Origin of the sequence: Glutamicibacter sp. AOP5-A2-18, assembly GCF_052446055.1 — a bacterium.
Classification (GTDB): Bacteria; Actinomycetota; Actinomycetes; order Actinomycetales; family Micrococcaceae; genus Glutamicibacter.
Map to the genome: position 1 here is coordinate 1211652 of NZ_JBQSVW010000001.1, position 18786 is coordinate 1230437.

The 18786-nt window shown below is 56.3% G+C and carries 20 protein-coding genes and 1 other RNA gene; 12 read left to right on the forward strand and 9 right to left on the reverse strand.

From position 1 onward, the window contains the following. Positions 1 to 30: 30 nt before the first annotated feature. From ACT3RW_RS05795 to ACT3RW_RS05840, 10 genes are all read left to right on the forward strand, one after another. Entirely contained in the window at positions 31 to 264 is a 234-nt protein-coding gene (locus ACT3RW_RS05795) for a hypothetical protein (protein WP_262198036.1), read from the forward strand. 45 nt (positions 265 to 309) lie between these two features. After that, a complete protein-coding gene (locus ACT3RW_RS05800) occupies positions 310 to 693 on the forward strand; it encodes a TadE family protein (protein ID WP_262198035.1) in 384 nt (127 codons plus the stop codon). After that, positions 686 to 1132 (forward strand): TadE/TadG family type IV pilus assembly protein, encoded by a 447-nt coding sequence (locus tag ACT3RW_RS05805; RefSeq protein ID WP_262198034.1) that lies wholly within the window; start codon positions 686 to 688, stop codon positions 1130 to 1132. Before ACT3RW_RS05800 ends, ACT3RW_RS05805 begins: the two co-directional genes overlap by 8 nt. A gap of 495 nt (positions 1133 to 1627) precedes the next feature. After that, positions 1628 to 2743 carry a peptide chain release factor 2 gene (prfB, locus tag ACT3RW_RS05810; protein WP_131087824.1) on the forward strand — a complete coding sequence of 372 codons (1116 nt, stop codon included), beginning with the start codon at positions 1628 to 1630 and terminating at the stop codon, positions 2741 to 2743. A 280-nt stretch (positions 2744 to 3023) separates the two neighbouring features. Then, entirely contained in the window at positions 3024 to 3821 is a 798-nt protein-coding gene (ftsE, locus tag ACT3RW_RS05815; RefSeq protein WP_131087825.1) for a cell division ATP-binding protein FtsE, read from the forward strand. After that, the gene (gene ftsX, locus ACT3RW_RS05820; RefSeq protein ID WP_444613123.1) at positions 3818 to 4732 is read left to right on the forward strand and encodes a permease-like cell division protein FtsX; all 915 of its coding nucleotides are present in this window, start codon (positions 3818 to 3820) and stop codon (positions 4730 to 4732) included. Before ftsE ends, ftsX begins: the two co-directional genes overlap by 4 nt. A gap of 55 nt (positions 4733 to 4787) precedes the next feature. Continuing rightward, positions 4788 to 6221, forward strand: a complete 1434-nt coding sequence (locus tag ACT3RW_RS05825) for a M23 family metallopeptidase (RefSeq protein ID WP_131087827.1) — start codon at positions 4788 to 4790, stop codon at positions 6219 to 6221. 54 nt (positions 6222 to 6275) lie between these two features. Further along, a complete protein-coding gene (gene smpB, locus ACT3RW_RS05830; RefSeq protein WP_131087828.1) occupies positions 6276 to 6749 on the forward strand; it encodes an SsrA-binding protein SmpB in 474 nt (157 codons plus the stop codon). A 119-nt stretch (positions 6750 to 6868) separates the two neighbouring features. Next, positions 6869 to 7238: a transfer-messenger RNA gene (gene ssrA, locus ACT3RW_RS05835) on the forward strand. Between the two features lie 230 nt (positions 7239 to 7468). After that, positions 7469 to 7942 (forward strand): YrdB family protein, encoded by a 474-nt coding sequence (locus ACT3RW_RS05840; protein WP_262198030.1) that lies wholly within the window; start codon positions 7469 to 7471, stop codon positions 7940 to 7942. Positions 7943 to 7993: 51 nt separating this feature from the next. Here ACT3RW_RS05840 and crcB read toward each other — a convergent pair whose 3' ends face one another. From crcB to aroA, 6 genes are read right to left on the reverse strand one after another with little or no spacing between them, the layout of a single operon-like run. Continuing rightward, the gene (gene crcB, locus ACT3RW_RS05845; protein ID WP_444613124.1) at positions 7994 to 8377 is read right to left on the reverse strand and encodes a fluoride efflux transporter CrcB; all 384 of its coding nucleotides are present in this window, start codon (positions 8375 to 8377) and stop codon (positions 7994 to 7996) included. Between the two features lies 1 nt (position 8378). Further along, positions 8379 to 8816 (reverse strand): fluoride efflux transporter FluC, encoded by a 438-nt coding sequence (locus ACT3RW_RS05850; RefSeq protein ID WP_131087830.1) that lies wholly within the window; start codon positions 8814 to 8816, stop codon positions 8379 to 8381. Between the two features lie 6 nt (positions 8817 to 8822). Further along, entirely contained in the window at positions 8823 to 9458 is a 636-nt protein-coding gene (locus ACT3RW_RS05855; RefSeq protein ID WP_262198028.1) for a metal-dependent transcriptional regulator, read from the reverse strand. Further along, on the reverse strand, positions 9458 to 10261 hold the full coding sequence (locus ACT3RW_RS05860) for an inositol monophosphatase family protein (RefSeq protein ID WP_262198027.1): 804 nt from the start codon (positions 10259 to 10261) through the stop codon (positions 9458 to 9460). Before ACT3RW_RS05860 ends, ACT3RW_RS05855 begins: the two co-directional genes overlap by 1 nt. A 13-nt stretch (positions 10262 to 10274) precedes the next feature. Beyond that, positions 10275 to 11366, reverse strand: coding sequence for a ribosome small subunit-dependent GTPase A (gene rsgA / locus ACT3RW_RS05865; RefSeq protein WP_444613125.1), 1092 nt, complete (start codon positions 11364 to 11366; stop codon positions 10275 to 10277). Continuing rightward, positions 11366 to 12739: a 3-phosphoshikimate 1-carboxyvinyltransferase gene (aroA, locus tag ACT3RW_RS05870; RefSeq protein WP_444614620.1), complete on the reverse strand. Its 1374-nt coding sequence runs from the start codon at positions 12737 to 12739 to the stop codon at positions 11366 to 11368. Before aroA ends, rsgA begins: the two co-directional genes overlap by 1 nt. A 227-nt stretch (positions 12740 to 12966) precedes the next feature. Between aroA and ACT3RW_RS05875 the strand changes: the two genes are divergently transcribed. Together ACT3RW_RS05875 and rsrA are read left to right on the forward strand one after the other, a co-directional pair. Continuing rightward, positions 12967 to 13620: a sigma-70 family RNA polymerase sigma factor gene (locus ACT3RW_RS05875; protein WP_131087835.1), complete on the forward strand. Its 654-nt coding sequence runs from the start codon at positions 12967 to 12969 to the stop codon at positions 13618 to 13620. Between the two features lies 1 nt (position 13621). Then, the gene (rsrA, locus tag ACT3RW_RS05880) at positions 13622 to 13882 is read left to right on the forward strand and encodes a mycothiol system anti-sigma-R factor (protein ID WP_444613126.1); all 261 of its coding nucleotides are present in this window, start codon (positions 13622 to 13624) and stop codon (positions 13880 to 13882) included. Between the two features lie 73 nt (positions 13883 to 13955). On the opposite strand, the gene ACT3RW_RS05885 is transcribed toward rsrA, so the two are convergent. The 3 genes from ACT3RW_RS05885 to ACT3RW_RS05895 form a co-directional block, all read right to left on the reverse strand. Continuing rightward, positions 13956 to 14030: a 50S ribosomal protein bL37 gene (locus ACT3RW_RS05885; RefSeq protein WP_369299107.1), complete on the reverse strand. Its 75-nt coding sequence runs from the start codon at positions 14028 to 14030 to the stop codon at positions 13956 to 13958. A gap of 98 nt (positions 14031 to 14128) precedes the next feature. Then, a complete protein-coding gene (locus ACT3RW_RS05890) occupies positions 14129 to 14734 on the reverse strand; it encodes a GDSL-type esterase/lipase family protein (protein WP_131087837.1) in 606 nt (201 codons plus the stop codon). 213 nt (positions 14735 to 14947) lie between these two features. Continuing rightward, a complete protein-coding gene (locus ACT3RW_RS05895) occupies positions 14948 to 18712 on the reverse strand; it encodes a multifunctional oxoglutarate decarboxylase/oxoglutarate dehydrogenase thiamine pyrophosphate-binding subunit/dihydrolipoyllysine-residue succinyltransferase subunit (RefSeq protein WP_444613127.1) in 3765 nt (1254 codons plus the stop codon). Positions 18713 to 18786: the final 74 nt, after the last annotated feature.

Consider the following 18786-nt stretch of genomic DNA (forward strand, 5'->3'; position numbering starts at 1 on the left):
AAAGTTTCAGAATCAGTCGAAAGGTACGTCATGTTCACTATTCAAGAATTGATGGTTCGTTTGGTCCTTGGGGCAACCGCCCGGGCACAATCGGTGTGGGACAAGCTCATGCCCAAGTTGAAAGACAGCAGGGGAGATGTGCCTGGATGGGTAATGATCACCTTGATGTCCGCCGTCCTGGTTGCCGCTTTGCTGGCGATAGCCGGACCTCGATTACAAGATCTCTTCAATCAGGCCATAGACCGGGTATCTGGTTTGGGATAGTCGAACTAGATGCGACAGCCAGGAAGATGTAGCAAGCGACCAACTATGCAATTGCTACGCGAGGAAACTCGCGGGTCGGCAGTCGCAGAATTTGTCATGATTACTACTCTGCTTGTGCTGATCGCGATGACCTTGATTCAACTCGCTCTGGTCCTGCACGTGCGCAATACCTTGATTGATGCTGCGGCCAATGGCGCTCACTATGGGGCTCTCGCAAACCGATCTGAAGCGGATGCACGAGGCCGTGCCCAACTCCTGATCACTGAAAGCCTGCATGGCGGGTTTGCAGACAATGTGGGCGTCAGCTCGGCCAATGTTGGGAAAAATCAGGTGATTACCGTGTCAGTAGATACGCGCGTGCCACTGATTGGTCTTCTTCCGAATGGTTGGGACCTACATGTTCAGGGTGAGGCCGTGCGATATGGCTAAAAATCTGAGATCCTCAATCGCTGCCTTGCGCCAAATGGCTCGTGATGAGGGCGGAAGTGCAATTGTCGAGTTCATTTTCGCAGCGACCGTGCTGCTGATTCCGATGATCTATCTCATTCTTGCGGCGAGCCAGCTGCAGGCTGGAAGCTACGCCGTGGTTGGCGCAGCAGATCAAGCGGCCAAGGTTTTTGCCGTTGCCGAGACTCCGGTGCAGGCACGTGCTCAAGCGCACGAAGCAGTAAATCGGGCCATGAACAATTTCGGATATTCATCGGCAAAGACATCCATATCGTGCGATTCCACCTGTCTGAGTCCTGGAAGCGTCGTTACGGTGACCGTAGAGCTGGATGTACCTTTGCCCTTCGTCTCGGAGATATTTGATGCTTCGGCGTTCTCCGTTGATTCCTCAGCGTCCCAGCGAGTTGATCGATTTGGGTAACATCAGACGGTTCCGAGCCTATTTCACGAGGGAAGATGGGCAGTCGCTAGTCCTTGCTATTGGTCTATGTGCCATCACGCTGCTGACGATTTCGGTGGTTTTGGCGGTTAGCGCTGTACAACTGAAAGCTCGACAACTCCTGTCGATTGCTGATGGTGCCGTCGTTGCTTCGGTCGACGAATTTGAGTTTGTGGCTGATGGACCGAACCCGCGGATACAGCTCAGCCAGCAACGCGTACAGCAAGCTGTGGCTCAGTATCTTAGCGATGTAGGTGCCAGCGGTCGCGTTGACAATCTTCAGATCAGATCCGTCCAAATCCGTCCCGATGGGCAAGGCGCCACACTAGAACTTTCAGGTTCAGTTCAACCACCGATGGTGGGGTGGATCGTGCCCGAGGGTGTGCCGATTTCAGTGAATTCAACGGCTCAGACCGTACTTAGCAGATGACCGTGGGCTCAGGAATCGGAAGCGAAATGACGTAGTCTTAGATGACCATGGCAAAAACTGACTTCTCTGCAGAAATCCGCACACTGCGCTCAACTTTCTCGTCGATTGAAGACGTGAGCGATGTTGATCAGATTAAAGCTGACATCGTGACGCTCTCCGAGGAAGCCGGAGCTCCCGATCTTTGGGATGACCCCGCTGCCGCGCAAATCGTTACCAGTAAACTTTCATATCGCCAGTCTGAACTTGAACGATTGACCAAGATCAGGACTCGTATTGATGATCTAGAAGTTTTGGTAGAACTGGCGGAGCTCGAAGCCGACGAAGAGACCATTCAAGAGGCGGACAGAGAACTTGTCAGCATCCATAAGGCTCTCGATGAGTTAGAAATCGTGACTTTGCTCAGCGGAGAATTTGATTCTCGCGGGGCAGTGGTGACGATTCGCTCCGGCGCTGGCGGCGTGGACGCAGCCGATTTTGCCGAGATGCTGATGCGCATGTACCTGCGTTGGGCTGAGAAACGTGGCTTCAAGGCAACAGTCATGGATACTTCCTACGCCGAAGAAGCTGGACTTAAATCTGCGACTTTCGAAATCGACGAGCCATACGCTTTTGGAACGTTGTCAGTAGAAGCCGGCACTCACAGGCTTGTCAGAATCTCACCGTTCGATAACCAAGGCCGCCGCCAAACGTCGTTTGCGGCCGTGGAAGTTGTGCCGTTGATTGAGCAGACTGACACGATTGAAATTCCAGAGTCGGAAATTCGAGTCGACGTCTTCCGTTCGTCGGGCCCTGGTGGACAGAGCGTGAATACCACCGACTCTGCCGTGCGAATGACTCACATTCCAACGGGTGTCGTAGTTTCGATGCAGAACGAAAAGTCGCAGATTCAGAACCGAGCCGCTGCGCTACGCGTCCTGCAGTCCCGACTTCTGCTATTGAAAAAAGAGCAAGAAAATGCACAGAAGAAGGAATTCGCCGGAGATGTGAAGGCATCGTGGGGTGACCAGATGCGTTCCTACGTACTCAATCCTTACCAGATGGTTAAGGATCTGCGTACAGAGCACGAAGTTGGAAATACTCAAGCTGTGTTTGACGGCGAAATCGATGACTTTATTGACGCAGGAATTCGATGGCGCGCAGGCCAGCGCCGTCCGAGGAAGTAGCAGATCATGCGAATACCAATCGAGCTGGGCAAACTTGTCACAAACTGTGTAAGTATCATCACCAAGGCAACTGACTACAAGTAAAACCGTTCAAGTCACGTTGGTCTTCAGCCATTTGTGGAGGCTGTGCTTATTGGATGAATCTGGCAACACGCCTAGGATTTAGGCGGGTTCTAGCGCCTGCACCGATAGTGTTTGGAACACTGGCGCATCTATTGACGTTTGATCTCGAGATTGGTATTCGTGGGTCGCGCCCCGACGAAAACTAGCGATTGAAGACATGATTAAATTCGAAAATGTCTCGATGGTTTACGAGCCAAAGCAGCAGAACGTTGCTTTGGATGACATAAACATCGAGATTGACCGTGGCGAATTCGCCTTCCTTGTTGGTGAATCCGGTTCCGGAAAGTCGACGTTCCTCAGCTTGGTGCTACGCGAAAAGCGTTCCACTGACGGTGCTGTGTACGTGGCCGGACAGAACCTGAACCGTATCCCGAGCCATCGCGTGCCAAAGCTGCGTCGCGATATCGGCTTCGTGTTCCAGGACTTCCGACTCTTGCGAGAGCGTACGGTTTTTGACAACGTCGCATTCGCCATGGAGGTCATTGGTGCCTCGCGTGCTCAGATTCGAGAGCGCGTGCCAGACGCGCTGAAGCTTGTCGGCCTTGAAGACAAGGCTCGTCGTAAGCCAACTGAACTTTCCGGCGGTGAGCAGCAACGCGTGGGCATAGCGCGTGCCATCGTCAATAGGCCATCAATTCTTTTGGCGGATGAGCCTACCGGTAACCTCGATCGCAAAAACAGCGTTGAGGTTATGAACGTGCTCAACCGCATCAATCAAAACGGTACAACCGTTTTGATGGCGACCCACGCACACGAACTTGTTAGTGAATACCGTCATCGTGTGATCGAACTCCAGCGCGGTCAAGTTATCCGTGATGAGATTGACGGCCAGTACATGCCAATGACCACAGTGGTGAACCAAGACGGCTCGCGTGAGCTGCTCGTGGGCGATTCCGCTGTTGAGCATGATGAAGATTCGCAGTTTACTGAGGACCAGAAGGACGAGGACCAGTGAAACTAGGATTTATTCTTCGCGAAGCGGCCAAGGGCCTTCGCCAGAACGTTGTCATGGTCGTTTCCGTAGTACTGGTGACTTTTGTGTCGTTGACCTTCGTCGGCGCCTCAGCTCTTTTGCAGCTCCAGATCAACCAGATGAAGGGCTACTGGTACGACCGCATGGAGGTAGCTGTTTACCTCTGTGACGACTCCAGCTCTTCAACAAACTGTGCTGGCAAAGAAGTCACCGACGCCCAGCGTCAGAACATTGAAAAAGTTCTCAAGTCTGAGCAGCTAGCGCCGTACATCAAGGAATATGCCTACGAGTCGAAAGACCAGGCATACAAGAACTTCTTGGATCAGTACAAGAACTCCTCGCTCGTCGACCAGATCACTCCAGAGCAGTTGCCTGAGTCGTACCGAGCCGCACTGGTTGATCCGGAGAAGTACCCAGTTATCAACGAAGCATTGTCGACCGTTGATGGCGTTGACTCTGTAGTGGATCAGCGTGAACTTTTGGAAAAGGTATTCCAACTGGTCCGCGTGGCTTCTGCTGCTGCAGCAGTCGTTGCAATCGTGATGATTGTTTGTGCCGTGTTGTTGACCGGTACCACCATCCAACTCTCTGCAATGCACAGGCGGCTGGAAACCACGATCATGCGTTTGGTCGGTGCCTCGAAAGCAACCATTCAGTTACCGTTCATTATCGAAGGTGTTATCGCATCACTGATTGGTGGTGTGCTGGCATCAGGCACGCTATGGCTCCTACTCAAGTTCCTTGTCGAAGACAAACTTGCCAGTGAAAACGTCGGCGTTGCATTCATCTCTACCAATGAAGTTTGGCTAGTTGCGCCTGGCCTCTTGATTATTGGTATCGTTTTGGCCACAATTTCATCAGTGGTAACGTTGAAGCGTTACCTGAAGGTTTAATCGACCCCTCATCGTCGGTAGACCCGTAGCACGACATCTTTCTCGAAGGAGCCACATGCTGTCCAACGCAGTGCGAAGTAAGTTCTTGCGCGCCACCCTCGGTGGGGCAATGGCTCTCGCTTTAACGTTGCCAGCAGGCCTAGTTGTCGCTGATGATCTTGATGATAAGAAGACCCAGGTTGAAGGAAATATCAACAACCTGGAAGAGGACATGGAATTCTTGGATTCCGATATCCAGGCAACCGACAAGAAGCTACGTGATCAGCAGGCTCAAGTACCTGCCGCTGAACAGGCATTGGCCGACGCGCAAAGCCGTGTCGCTAATGCCCAATCCGCTGTCGCTGATCTGAATGATCGATTGATCGCTGCTCAGTCGACTCGTGATCAGGTAACTGCCGAGATCGAGAAGAACGCCAAAAAGATCTCCGAAGCGAAAGCCGCCATGGCTTCCATCGCTTCCGAAGCTTATAAGCGCGGTGGCGTTTCCAGCGGACTGGACATGATCCTCAACATGGATTCGACCCAGCAGATGGCCGACGGCCTAGACTTGGCGAACCGTGCCATGGAATCGCAGAGCAACACTTATAACGATCTTGCGCAAGAGCAGGCCAATAACGAAAACAACAAGCTTCGCTTGAGCGCTGTCGAGAAGGAAATCTCCTCGCTCAAATCGCAGGCGGAAGAAGCCTTGGCGCAAGAGCAGACCGCTCGAAACCAGGCCCAAAACGCTAAGAATGAGCTTGATGCTTTGGTCGCCAGCACCGAGAAGTTGGGCGCTGAGCTCGAAGCGAAGAAACCACAGATTCAGGCCAAGCTAGCGGCACAGCAAAAAGAGTACGCTCAGGTTAAGTCCGATATCAAGGAACGCCAGGAGCGTTTGTTGCGTGAGGAAGCCGAACGTAAGCGTAAAGCTGCTGAAGCTGAAGCAAAGCGCAAGGCTGCCTACGAAGCAGAGCAAAAGCGTCTAGCTGAGGAAGCGGCAGCAAAGAAGAAAGCTTACAAAAAGAAAGCTTTCGTTCCTGCGCCAGTTTCCGAACCTACGGTTAGCAAGTCAGCGGGTTCAAGTGCTTGGGGATTGGTTAAGCCGACACCAAGTAATAACCTGACCTCAACCTTCGGATGGCGTCCGACTCCTGCCGGAACGATTGATTACGGTGGACAGGGTGGATACGTTCACGCCGGAATTGACTGGGGCTTTGGCGGACAATGCGGTGCACCGATTACCGCTGCGGCTGACGGCGAAGTTTGGACCGCTGGTTGGGGCGGAACTGCTGGCAACAAGGTCATCATTTCCCACGGCGTCGTCAAGGGCAAGGCCCTTGCTACCGGTTACCACCACATGTCGCGCGTTGCTGTAAGCGTCGGGCAACACGTGAAGCAGGGCGACGTAATCGGTTATGTCGGCACTACTGGCAACTCGACTGGCTGCCATCTGCACTTTGAAACTATCGTAAACGGCAATGCCGTGAACCCATTGGGACTTCTCTAGCGCTAGACTTGTAATCTGTGCGCGGGAGTCCGCCCACGACATGCAAGGAGTAACGTGGCTAAGAAAAATCAAGAAGATCGGGTGATTGCGAGTAATCGCAAGGCACGCCACGATTATGAAATCCTCGATACTTTTGAAGCTGGCATGGTGCTCAGTGGCACCGAAGTAAAGTCACTGCGCGAAGGTAAAGCCTCGCTAATTGACGGCTTCGGACAGTTCTATCGTGATGAGCTTTATATCGAGAACGTCTACATCCCTGAGTACCTCAACGGATCGTGGACCAATCATGCTGCACGCCGACGTCGTAAGCTCTTGTTGCACCGTCAAGAATTAGTGAAAATTGAGCGAAAGGTTGGCGAAGCTGGTCTCACCATCGTTCCATTGAGTCTCTACTTCAAGTCGGGCCGAGCGAAAATCGAAATCGGTGTTGCACGCGGTAAGCGCGAGTACGACAAGCGCCAGACCTTGCGTGAGCAGCAAGACAATCGCGAGGCACTACGCGCCATGCGTGAGCGTAATCGCGGCTAGCTTAAAGACTAGATTGTGGCGTATCTTGCGTTGGGTTAGCCCAAGGCAATGCGCTATGATTGAAAAACACGCTCTTGGGCGTGGTTGTACCTGGGAAACTGGGACTGACAACAAAATACGGGGATGATCGGTTTCGACGGTGTGAGTCGCGACAGATGAAGCGGGCCGAGGATGCAAAGTTATCTCGTAAACGCTCTTTGCAAAACAATAAGTGCCGAATCAAAGCGCACTGACTTCGCTCTCGCTGCCTAAGCAGCCAGACAGTCCGTTAGCCAGAGGTTTGCTATCGCCTCTGATCCTAACGTCATTTAGATAGCCACTGTATCCAGCGGCCGTTACCGCTGTTGGGTACATATTTAGGTAACTGTGCCTGGATCAACCACATGTTTGCGTGATGGTTGGGGCAGAGAAAATCCGCAGCAAACTGCGCCCGGAGAAGACCTGGCAACACCACATCGGACGGGAGTTCAATTCTCCCCATCTCCACGTATCTAAGCTCCGGAATCAGGCTAACCGCTTGGTTCCGGAGCTTTTTCGTTTGTGCTGAACCTGTCGCGCATTGGGGGAGTCCGCTCGGATAACATTCGCGAGCCTTGACTAAACACTGTGCAAAAATTGCGAGTCCATTCGCGGCTTGGAGGTTTTACACATAGACTTGAGATGAAAGCCGAAGAATTTCATGCGGTAGACTTTGCAGAATTGGAGTGAGAGAAGAATCGATGGGTAAAAACAGTTCCCAACGGGTGTCGCCTGTCCTTTCAGCAATCTATGCAGTCGTCGCTTTTCTGCTCGAAGTCGGTTTGCTTTTCGCAGCAGCATTGGCCGCCATCGCCTTCATCCCATGGCCCACCATTCCGGCGATCTTGGTAGTGGTTATCCCGCTTCTGATCCTCTGGGGAATCTTCTTTTCCCCGAAAGCCGTGGTCAAGTTCAGGCTACGAACGCGCATGCTTTTGATTCACCTGATCTACATCGGTGGAGCTTATACGTTGTGGCTCAGCGTTGATCACTCGTTCTATGAACAGTCACAAATCTGGGCCATTGCCATGCTCGCCTTGACCGGTATCAGCGCGATTCTTGTCGTTGCCACTGGCGGTTACGCGGTGCCGCACGACCGCACGCCAAAGCAGGCCCAACCACTTCCTCAAGCCGAAAGCTCAGGCGCTCCCAAAGGCCGGCGAGCTGCACGATAAAAGTTTTTCCTACAAGAAAACCCCAGCCAACGGCTGGGGTTTTCTTGTCTCTTAGAACAAAGTAGCCAGCAGGAAGCCCAGATAAGCAGCGAGGATTGCGCCGAAAAGCGTACCGAAGGCATTGGCCAAACTGGCGACCGTCCGGCCCTCTCGAAGCAATCTCAAGGTGTCAAAACTTGCTGTGGAGAAAGTCGTATAGCCGCCAAGCAATCCAGTTCCCACAGCTAGAAGCCAGGGCTCAGGCAACAAGGAATGCGTCAGTAGGCCTGTGAGCAAGCCTAAGACGAAGGAACCGGAGAGGTTGATAACGATGGTTCCCCAAGGCATTCGTGAGCCGAAGCGTGCGGTGAGCAAGGTAACAACAGTAAAGCGAAGTATCGCGCCCAAACCACCGCACAGAGCGATGGTGAGAAATAGGGTAGGGGTTATGGCCATCTCAGTTCCCCTTCGCCGAGGTGCGACGTTTGGTTCCCACCAGCATGCCGCACCATGTGGCCAGCGCTCCGACGAGAACTGTCCCCAGCCCGTAGCCTAGGCCTAGTAGCACCGATCCGTCGTTGGTGAGCAGCATGGAGTCGGTTGCCAAGGCACTGTAGGTGGTGAAGCCTCCCATGAAGCCGGTGCCAACAAGCAAACGAATTCTGCGGCGTGCTGACGTTTCTGGTCCGCGAGCCGAGAGGGAAGTGAGTAACCAACCCAAGGCGAACGCGCCAACGACGTTGACCAGCAGTACCATCACAGGAAGGTTGAGTCCTTGGGGCTGAAGCAGGCTCAGGGCCAGTCGGCTGGCTGTGCCCAGCGTTCCGCCAACAAAGACCAAGGCTAAGTCGACCCTGCGAAATTTTGGGATGTGCGCCCCGGGGTTAGTACTCATCTTGGTTCACACCCCTGCGCCAGCATGGACCCAAATAAGTGAGGCCTCGATGTAGTCCAACTGGTGTGGGAGTTTGATTCTGGCCCCGGGTACCAGCCCCTGGGCGGCTGCGCGTCGCAAAAACTCGGGATCTTCGTCGCTGATCCGATCGATGATGGCTTCTTTGCCGGCAAAACGGTCAAGCCTGATCGCTTTAGAGACGGGCAGGGTGCCATCGGCAGCAGGGATCGCGTCCCCGTGTGGGTCACGGCGAGGGTGGCCAAGGCGCGCGTCCAGGGCGGTAATAAATCGGTCGCTGACCGTATGCTCCAACGCCTCGGCCTCGTCGTGGACCTCGTCCCAGCCATAACCTAATTCATCGCGCAAAAAGGTTTCCAATAGCCGATGACGTCTGACCATCCGCAGTGCTTCGCGCCTGCCACTATCACTGAGCGAAACAGATTTGCGTGGGACGTGATGGACCAGATTTTTACCCGCAAGCTTTTGGATCATTGACGTCACCGATGCAGGGGACAGGCCCAGCTGATCGGCCAGGACCCCGGTGCTTACTTCGGAGTCGTCCCACTCGGTCAGGGTGTAGAGCGCTTTGAGATAGTCCTCTTCGCTGGTGGTCAGCGACCCGGTGGGGTGTGGGGTGCTCATTAGCGGTTTAGATATGGCAGGATCGCCTCGTGCAGCTTGCCGTTGCTGGCCAGCGCGTTGCCTCCATGGCAACCTTCTTCTCCAGCTACCGAGGTGAAGCGACCACCGGCTTCACGAACCACGGGGACCAGTGCGGCCATATCGTAGAGTTCAAGCTCGGGCTCAAAAGCCGCGTCCACGGCGCCTTCGGCCAGTAACGCGTAGGAGTAAAAATCTCCGTAACCGCGGGTACGCCAAGCGGTGTCCAACAGGTCGAGGAAACCATCAAGCTTTCCGGCTTCCTTCCAACCACTCAGCGAGGCGTAGGCCAGCGATGAATCGGTCAAATCGGTCACCGAGGAGACCGAAATGGCCCGGGTGGCGGTGGAGCCCACGCTGGTGCCCGGTTCAGTGACGTAGGCGCCCAAACCGGTGGCGGCGTGCCAGCGACGGCTCAACGCTGGGGCAGAAATGACACCAAGCACTGGCTCGTCATCGATCAACAGAGCGATCAACGTAGCCCACACAGGCACGCGACGCACAAAGTTCTTGGTGCCGTCGATCGGGTCGATCACCCAGCGTCGTGAACCGGTACCGTGCACACCAAATTCTTCGCCCAGTACCGAATCATCCGGGCGGTGGGCAGCAAGTTCGTTCAAGATCAACTGCTCTGCGCCACGGTCTGCATCAGAGACCGGGGTCATATCCGGCTTGGATTCGACCACCAAGTCATTGGATCCATAGCGGGCCAGGGTGAGCGCATCAACCTTATCGGCCAAAGCCAGCGCAAATTCAAGATCTTCTTGCAAGGTAAATTCTGCCATGGTGTTCCGGCGCCTACTGAGCGCCGAGCTCCTTTTCGTGCGTGGTTTCCTTGGTGGTCACTAACCGCCGGTACGAGGCCAGACGATCTGCAGGTTGAGCAGTATCTGCGCTCAGCGCCCAGGCTTCTAAAGCACAGCCAGCTTCACCGACGGCGTGGGTGCAACCTCTCGGGCAGTCGGTCGCGATCTGGGCCAGGTCTTCAAAGGCGGCCAGAATATTATCCGGATCCACCAAGCCCAAACCGAAGGAACGAATACCAGGGGTATCAATGAGCCACGAGCCCGGAACCTGTCCCAGGCGTAGCGCGAGCGCATTTGAGGAGGTGTGGCGTCCGCGCCCGGTCACTGCGTTGACGTGCCCGGTCGCTCGGGTTGAACCAGTCAACGCGTTAACTAGGGTGGACTTGCCAACACCAGAGTGTCCTAGAACGACCGAAACGCAGCCGCCAAGCAGCTCATCAAGTTCTGCCAGTGCACGCACATCCAGCCTTGCACTGGACCCGTCGGCGCCTCGGGCATCAACGCCGGAGGCCTCTTCGGTGGTGGTGCGGGAAATGACCACGGGGAAGTCCAGACCCTCATAGTGCTTGAGGAATTCGGCCGGGTCCTTCACATCGGCTTTGGTCACGCACAAGACCGGTTGAATGCCGGCATCGTAGGCGGCCACCAGTGCGCGGTCAACAAAGCCGGTGCGTGGCTCAGGGTTGGCTGCGGCCACCACAACCACTAGCTTGTCCACGTTGGCCACCACAACACGCTCGGTAGCGTCGGTATCATCGGCACTGCGGCGCAGCAGGGTTCGGCGTTCTTCGATGCGCACCAAGCGTGCCAGGGTGTCAGGCTTGCCGGTGGTGTCACCGACCAGTGCTACTAGATCGCCCGGGACGATCGCCTGGCGACGAAGTTCGCGGGCGCGAGCTGCGATGACGATGCGCTCATTGGCGGTGTCTTCATCCAAGATGGCCGTGTAGCGGCCGCGGTCCACGGTGATGATGCGGCCAATGACGGCCTTTTCGTAGGCGGGACGGTCCTTGGTGCGCGGGCGGGAGCCACGCTTGTTCGGACGGACACGCACTGAGGATTCGTCATAGTCTGAGTAGTGCATTAGCCGCGATCCTTAGCGGTTTTGGCCATTTGTGTCCACAGTTCGGGGAACTGCGGCATGGTCTTGGCGGTGGTGGCAATATTTTCTATGCGGATGCCTTTGATGGCCAGACCCAACAGCGCACCGGCGGTCGCCATGCGGTGATCCTCGTAGCTGTTCAGATCTGCGCTGGTACGCACCCCGGGAATGATTTCCAGCGCGTCGTCGGTCGCGGTGACGCTGGCACCGATTTTGGCTAGTTCAATTTCCAGCGCTGCGAGCCGGTCGGTTTCATGTCCGCGGAGGTGTCCGATGCCGGTGAGCTTGCTCGGGGAATCGGCCAGTGCGCAGAGAGCAGCCAGAGTTGGCGCGAGCTCGGAGGCATCGGCGTAGTTGATGCCGGTGATCTTTCCGGTGCCGCGCACGGTGAGCACCCCGTCGGTGCCATGGCTGACCTCGGCCCCCATTTGGCTCAAGATCTGCACCCACTTACCGCCGACCTGGGTGGTCCTTTCGGGCCAGAAACGGATGCCCACCGAGCCGTTGGTCGCCAGAGCTGCGGCCAAAAAAGGCCCAGCGTTGGACAGGTCAGGTTCAACGGTCACGGTGAAGCCGGCAATGGGTGCTTCGGCGATCTGCCAACCGCGGCCATCGTCATCCACGGTGATCGCTACGCCTAATTCGCGCAAGGTTTCCACGGTCATGGCGATGTGATCCGGGGAGGCCACCGGGCCGGGTGCAGCGCGCAGTCGCAGTCCGCCGGGCAGTGCGTGTCCGGCAAGCAGTAGGGCAGAGATGAATTGGGAGCTGCCCGAAGCGTCAACCACTACTTCTTCGGTGCTTTGTACTTCGCTGGCATCCATGGTGAACGGCAGCATGCCAGGTGTTTGTCCGTAGCTCAGGCGTGCGCCTAGAGCCTGAAGTCCATTAAGTACCGGGGCCATGGGACGCACTCGAGCGGCCGGGTCGCCATCAAAGTGGACCCTTGCCTTAGCGACAGCAGCCAATGGCGGAACAAAACGCATCACGGTTCCGGCCAGGCCGCACTCAATGGTCAGCTCGGTGCCATCGGACTCGGCGCGCTTTAGTTCGCTCGCAGGAGTGAGCACTACCGTGGTGGAGCCATCGGGCTGCTCGGTGCGATCGATGCCCACCCCGAACCTTTCCAGCGCTCCGAGCATCAGCTCGGTATCGCGGCTGATCAAGGTGTTGTGAATGGTGGATGGCGAAGAAGCCAAGGCCGCAAGGATCAGATAGCGGTTGGTTAACGACTTGGAAGCTGGCACGGTGACGGTGGCGTGTACCCCGGTGCCGGTGTAGGGCGCGGGCCACCAGTTCTCTGCGTTGTGCTGCGGTGGGTGGTGCTGGCTTCCAGAGGCGCTTGCGGTGTTGATTGCTGATCCTTAGGCTTGTGCGATTTTAGTTAAATCTTAGCGGAGATCTATGGGGGAATAAGGTTTTGGATCCCGTGGTTGTACCCAGTGTGACGATCAGAGAGCAGACTTCAACAGCCAGCGGCACCACTTGTGTGGTGGACGAGGAACCTCGCGGGGCCCGTACCGTTACCCGGTCGCGTTCGAATTCGCGCAATAGCGCTAGTAACCGCGTAGACTCAGGCGTGATGAACAACAAGAGTGTGGACGAGAATTTGCCCGATGCGGCCACTGAGTCCGAGGCGCAGCGTCGCGAGCGTTTTGAACGTGACGCCATGCAGTATGTGGATCAGCTGTATTCAGCTGCCCTGCGGATGGCTCGAAACCCTACGGATGCTGAGGATCTGGTGCAGGAGGCCTACACCAAGGCGTACTCGGCCTTCCACCAGTACAAGCCAGGTACCAATCTGAAGGCCTGGCTGTACCGCATTCTGACCAACACCTATATCAACTTGTACCGCAAGCGTCAGCGCGAGCCTTTGCGCACCAGCACCGACACCGTCGAGGACTGGCAGATGGCTTCAGCGATGGAGCATTCGCCTACGGGTTTGCGTTCGGCTGAGGTTGAGGCGCTGGATCACCTTCCGGATTCGGATGTAAAGGCGGCTTTGCAGTCCATCGGTGAAGATTTCAGGATGGCCGTGTACTTCGTTGATGTTGAGGGTTTCAGTTACAAGGAAGCCAGCGACATCTTGGGTGTGCCGATCGGCACCGTGATGTCCCGGTTGCACCGTGGACGTAAGAATTTGAGGGAACTGTTGGCAGATTATGCAGCAGACCGTGGGATAGCCACCGGAGCTCGTGCCAAGAGCGCCGCGAAGGCTGATGGAGGAGCGAAATAAGATGGATTGCAATTCATTGGGTGATTGCGCCGATGACCGCATGGTACGCATCTATGAATACCTCGATGGTGCATTGACGCTGAATGACATCAAAGAGGTCAAAGCGCACCTTGATGGCTGCCCGGAGTGCACCGAGGAATATGACCTTGAGTGCATTATCCGTTCGGTGGTGCGACGTAGCTGCCAAGAGCAGGCGCCGCAGAATTTGAAAGCCAGTATCTTTGCCAAGATTTCGCAGGTTCGCCTCGAATCAGGTCACTAACAGGCAAAGAGAAACCCCGTAGCTTTCGAGTAAAAACTCGAATGGTACGGGGTTCTTTTTATGTTCGCTTCGCTTAGCTGTTTGGGCGCTTGCCGTGGTTGGCACCGCCACGCTTGCGATCGCGACGCTTACGAGCGCGCTTCGACATGGTGACTCCTTTAAGGGATCAATGGTTTTCCCCGATAGCTCGGGCCGACTAATAGTCTTTCATACTTTGCGTCCATTTTCCTAACGCGCAAAGGTGGTTTAGCCCTCGCCTGGCTCCGGCAAGTCTAGCCATGAGTACCAGCCTCGGTGTAGTACCAACCAGGCCATCAGTCCGTAACCGGCTTGCCCAGGTACACCGCCCGAGGCGTTCAGGTCGCTACGCCATTGAGCGTGACCGCGCAGGGGAGTGAACGTATCCACGTAGTGGTGGTTGCGGCGCAGTGCCACATCCGAGTACACGCGGTTTAATTCTGCCACGCGCTGGTTGCGAGCGTCGTCCAAGCCGGGGGCTGGGCCAACAAGCAAAGCTTTGATGCTCATTTGTGAGGCTGAATCAAGGATGTTGGCCAGGTTCAAACGGCTGCGTGCGGTGGAGACATCGAGGTCAACATCGCGATCTGAGAGTGCAATAACCAGGCGGTTTTCATACTGGTCGCTGAATCGTCGAGATGCTTCGCCCATCCAGCGCTCGGCTAGGGCTTCGGATCCTTCAGCGGGGGCAGCCAGAACGAAGGACTGAAGTCGCAAGGCAGGGTCCTGGGTTCGGGCCATAACACGGCCGAACCAGCCCAGTCCGCGCGGGTCCCCATGTCCGGCCAGTAGCTCATCTCCGATTGCGGTAATTCGGATTGTGCGTAACTCCAACTGGGCGACCTTTCGTTGGCTTCAAGAATATGAATCGATCCCAACCTTAGCAGTCCTATGGGTTGCTTTCCGGGAGATTCATGTTGGAAAAGGCCACAAGTTACTGTGCAGTGTGAGTTTGTGGTTAAAGAGCTGTTGCCGGCGGGTATTGACCATAAAATCTTGGAAAATACTCGCCGGCAACTAAGCCTTAGCGATCAAAGCGGCGAAAGATTAGCGGGCGAAAGCCTGCTGCATCAGCACTGCGTTTTCTGCGTCGTGGCGCTTTGCGGTACCTGCAGAGGTAGCGGCCAAAGCTGGGCGGGAGACCAATTCAATCTTCTGCTCAAGCTGCGGTGCAACATACAGACCGAAGAACGGCCATGGACCCTGGTTGGCTGGTTCGTCCTGAACCCAAGTTGCCTTGGCGTTCGGGTACTTGGCCAGCTCGGCAGCGATCTGCTCCAGTGGTGCAGGGTAGAGCTGCTCAACGCGGATGATCGCGGTCTTGGTGTCCTGAGCCTTGGCACGGGTAGCGATCAAGTCGTAGTAAACACGACCCGAGCACAGCAGTACCTTCTCTACGGCGTTGGCATCGGTGATCGATGCGTCGCCGATGACTTCCTGGAAACCACCGGTGGTGAATTCTTCCACGGTGCTTGCTGCGGCCTTCAGGCGCAACAGCTGCTTCGGGGTGAAGACAATCAGTGGCTTGCGTGGACGGGCGTAAGCCTGACGACGCAACAGGTGGAAGTGGTTGGCACCGGTCGATGGCTGAGCCACAACCATGTTGTTCTCTGCACAAAGCTGCAAGAAGCGCTCGATGCGAGCCGAGGAGTGGTCTGGGCCCTGGCCCTCGTAGCCATGCGGAAGAAGCATAACCAGCGAGGAGGACTGTGACCACTTCTGCTCTGCCGAGGAGATGAACTCATCGATGACGGTCTGTGCGCCGTTGACGAAGTCGCCGAATTGGGCTTCCCAAATCACCAGTGCATCTGGACGCTCCACCGAGTAGCCGTACTCGAAGCCGAGTGCTGCGTATTCGGAGAGTAGCGAGTCGTAGATCCACAGTGGAGCCTGATCATCGCTTAGGTTGTGCAGTGGGTACCACTCGTTGTCGTTTTCGCGGTCGTGGAAGACCGAGTGACGCTGAACGAAGGTGCCACGGCGTGAGTCCTGGCCGGCCAGACGTACTGGCACGCCTTCCATGGACAGTGAGCCCAGGGCAGCGATTTCGGCGAAGCCCCAGTCGATGCCGCCTTCACGCGACATCTTCTCGCGGCGTTCCAGCAACGACTTGAGCTTAGTGTGCATGGTGAAGCCTTCAGGGAACTGAAGGTGAGCTGCACCGATGTGGGCCAAGGTCTGGGTGGAGATGGCCGATGCGCGTGCGCCGTCGACGGTGTTCTCGTCGGCAGCCTGAGCGAATGGCTTCTCCAGGTCGTTGATGGTCGAGCCCGGGGTGATGATTGGGATCGGGGAAGTCTGGGCGGCATGCGTCTCAGCGAAGATGCGCTCCAGGTTTTCCTTGTACTCGGCCAAAACGTGCTCGGCTTCTTCCTGCGTGATGTCGCCGCGACCAACCAGGGCCTCGGTGTACAGCTTGCGGGTAGAGCGCTTGGCTTCGATCAGGTTGTACATGATCGGCTGGGTCATCGAAGGATCGTCGCCTTCGTTGTGACCGCGGCGGCGGTAGCACACCAGGTCGATGACAACGTCCTTGCCGAACTTCTGGCGGTACTCGAAAGCCAACTGGCCTACGTGAACCACTGCCTCTGGGTCATCCCCATTGACGTGGAAGATCGGAGCCTGAACGGTGCGAGCAACGTCCGAAGCGTAAACCGAGGAGCGCGAAGAGCTAGGTGCGGTGGTGAAACCAATCTGGTTGTTCACAATCACGTGCACGGTACCGCCGGTCTTGTAACCAGGCAGCTGGCTCATAGCCAGAACCTCGGAGACAACACCCTGGCCGGCGAATGCAGCATCGCCGTGAACCAACAGGGGCAGTACTTCATTCTTCGAACCCAAGCGGTCAAGCTTGGCGCGGGTGATGCCTTCGAGTACCGGATCAACTGCTTCCAGGTGTGAAGGGTTAGCAGCCAAGTAAACCTTGGTCTGGTTGCCAGCGTCCGAGGTGTAAGAACCTTCGGTGCCCAGGTGGTACTTCACGTCGCCCGAGCCCTGAACCGAGCCTGGGGTAGCGGTACCTTCAAATTCGCGGAAGACCTGTGCGTAGGTCTTGCCTGCGATATTGGTCAGCACGTTCAGGCGTCCGCGGTGGGCCATACCAATGGCTACCTCGTCCAGCTGAGCGTCCGCAGCATCAGAGATGATGGCGTCCAACAGTGGAATCAGCGATTCGCCACCTTCGAGGCTGAAGCGCTTCTGTCCAACAAACTTGGTCTGCAAGAAGGTTTCGAAAGCCTCAGCGGAGTTCAGCTTCGAAAGAATGCGCAGCTGCTCTTCGCGGGTTGGCTTTGCGTAACGGGATTCAAGCTTGGCCTGGAACCACTCACGCTCTTCTGGGTTCTGCAGGTGCATGTACTCGGTGCCGATGGTGCGGCAGTAAGCATCACGCAGGGTGCCGAGGATATCTCGCAGCAGAGCGCGGTCGGTGCCGCCCAGTCCGCCGGTGATCCACTCGCGGTCCAGATCCCACAGGGTCAGACCGTAGTTGTTGATGTCCAGATCTGGGTGCTTGCGCTGAACGTATTCCAATGGGTTGATGTCGGCCATCAGGTGGCCGCGCTCCCGGTAGGAGTTGATCAGGTGCTGGATGCGTGCAACCTTGTTGACCTGCAGGTCGATATCAACCTGGTTGTCAACGGCCCAGCGAACTGGCTCGTAAGGAATACGAAGCTGTTCGAAGATTTCGTCGTAGAAGCCCTGCTCGCCGAGCAAGAGGGATTCAACTAGCTTCAGGAATTCGCCCGAACCGGCGCCCTGGATGACGCGGTGGTCATAGGTGGAGGTCAGGGTGATGTGCTTGCCGATGCCAAGGCCGGAAACGGTCTTCTCTGAAGAGCCGCGGAACTCAGCTGGGTATTCCAGTGCGCCCACACCAATGATGGCTGCCTGGCCCTTGGACAGACGTGGGACCGAGTGAACGGTACCGATGCCACCTGGGTTGGTCAGCGACACGGTGGTGCCTGCGTAGTCATCAGCGGTCAGCTTGTTGGCACGAGCGCGCTTGATCAAGTCTTCGTAGGTGGCCCAGAACTCGTTGAAGCTCAGGGTCTCCGCGGCCTTGACGTTTGGTACAGCCAACATGCGGGTGCCATCTGGCTTTGGCATGTCGATGGCGATACCGAAGTTCACGTGTGCTGGCTGGATGGCGGTTGGCTTCTTATCGATGACGTCGTAGGTGACGTTCATCGAAGGGATCTGCTTCAATGCACGAATCACGGCGAAGCCGATCAGGTGGGTGAAGGAGATCTTGCCACCGCGCGAGCGCTTGAGGTGGTTGTTGATGACGATACGGTTATCGATCATCACCTTGGCTGGAACCGCACGAACGGTGGTTGCAGTCGGCACGGTGAGGCTGGCATCCATGTTGGTTGCGATGGCCTTCATTGGCCCACGCAGTGGGGTGCGCTTTTCCTCACCGAAAAGTTCGGTGGAAGGGGTAGCCTTCGGAGCCTGCGCCGGAATTGGCGTGGTCTTCGGTGCTGGCTCAGCCTTCTTTTCTTCAGCAGCTGGTGCTGGAGCGGCGGCTGGCTTTGAAGCTGGTGCTGGTGCTGGCTCAGAAGTGCGAGCCTGGGCTGCAGCGCGTGGTGCGCCCTGCCCATTGGTAGCCGGAGCCGCAGCAGGAGCTGCTGGCGCCGCAGGCGTCGGCTGCGCTGCCGGTGCCTTTTTGTCGGCGGCGAGAGATTCGAAAATATCCCACCATTTCTTATCTACCGAGTTCTTGTCGACGAGATACTGTTCGAACAGCTCGTCTACTAGCCACTCGTTTCCACCAAACTCTTCAGTAAGTCGGTGGTGTGCTTGCTCTGGCACGTGCAACGCCTCTTCCCTGATTTCTACGTTGTTCTAGCTTGAGCCGGTGGTCTTCCGAGGACGTGAATCGACCA

Coding starts and splice junctions, on each gene's coding strand:
- ACT3RW_RS05795 (WP_262198036.1), top strand. CDS start 31: ATGTTCACTATTCAAGAATTGATGGTTCGTTTGGTCCTTGGGGCAACC.
- ACT3RW_RS05800 (WP_262198035.1), top strand. CDS start 310: ATGCAATTGCTACGCGAGGAAACTCGCGGGTCGGCAGTCGCAGAATTT.
- ACT3RW_RS05805 (WP_262198034.1), top strand. CDS start 686: ATGGCTAAAAATCTGAGATCCTCAATCGCTGCCTTGCGCCAAATGGCT.
- prfB (WP_131087824.1), top strand. CDS start 1,628: ATGGCAAAAACTGACTTCTCTGCAGAAATCCGCACACTGCGCTCAACT.
- ftsE (WP_131087825.1), top strand. CDS start 3,024: ATGATTAAATTCGAAAATGTCTCGATGGTTTACGAGCCAAAGCAGCAG.
- ACT3RW_RS05825 (WP_131087827.1), top strand. CDS start 4,788: ATGCTGTCCAACGCAGTGCGAAGTAAGTTCTTGCGCGCCACCCTCGGT.
- ACT3RW_RS05840 (WP_262198030.1), top strand. CDS start 7,469: ATGGGTAAAAACAGTTCCCAACGGGTGTCGCCTGTCCTTTCAGCAATC.
- crcB (WP_444613124.1), bottom strand. CDS start 8,377: ATGGCCATAACCCCTACCCTATTTCTCACCATCGCTCTGTGCGGTGGT.
- ACT3RW_RS05850 (WP_131087830.1), bottom strand. CDS start 8,816: ATGAGTACTAACCCCGGGGCGCACATCCCAAAATTTCGCAGGGTCGAC.
- ACT3RW_RS05855 (WP_262198028.1), bottom strand. CDS start 9,458: ATGAGCACCCCACACCCCACCGGGTCGCTGACCACCAGCGAAGAGGAC.
- ACT3RW_RS05860 (WP_262198027.1), bottom strand. CDS start 10,261: ATGGCAGAATTTACCTTGCAAGAAGATCTTGAATTTGCGCTGGCTTTG.
- rsgA (WP_444613125.1), bottom strand. CDS start 11,366: ATGCACTACTCAGACTATGACGAATCCTCAGTGCGTGTCCGTCCGAAC.
- ACT3RW_RS05875 (WP_131087835.1), top strand. CDS start 12,967: ATGAACAACAAGAGTGTGGACGAGAATTTGCCCGATGCGGCCACTGAG.
- rsrA (WP_444613126.1), top strand. CDS start 13,622: ATGGATTGCAATTCATTGGGTGATTGCGCCGATGACCGCATGGTACGC.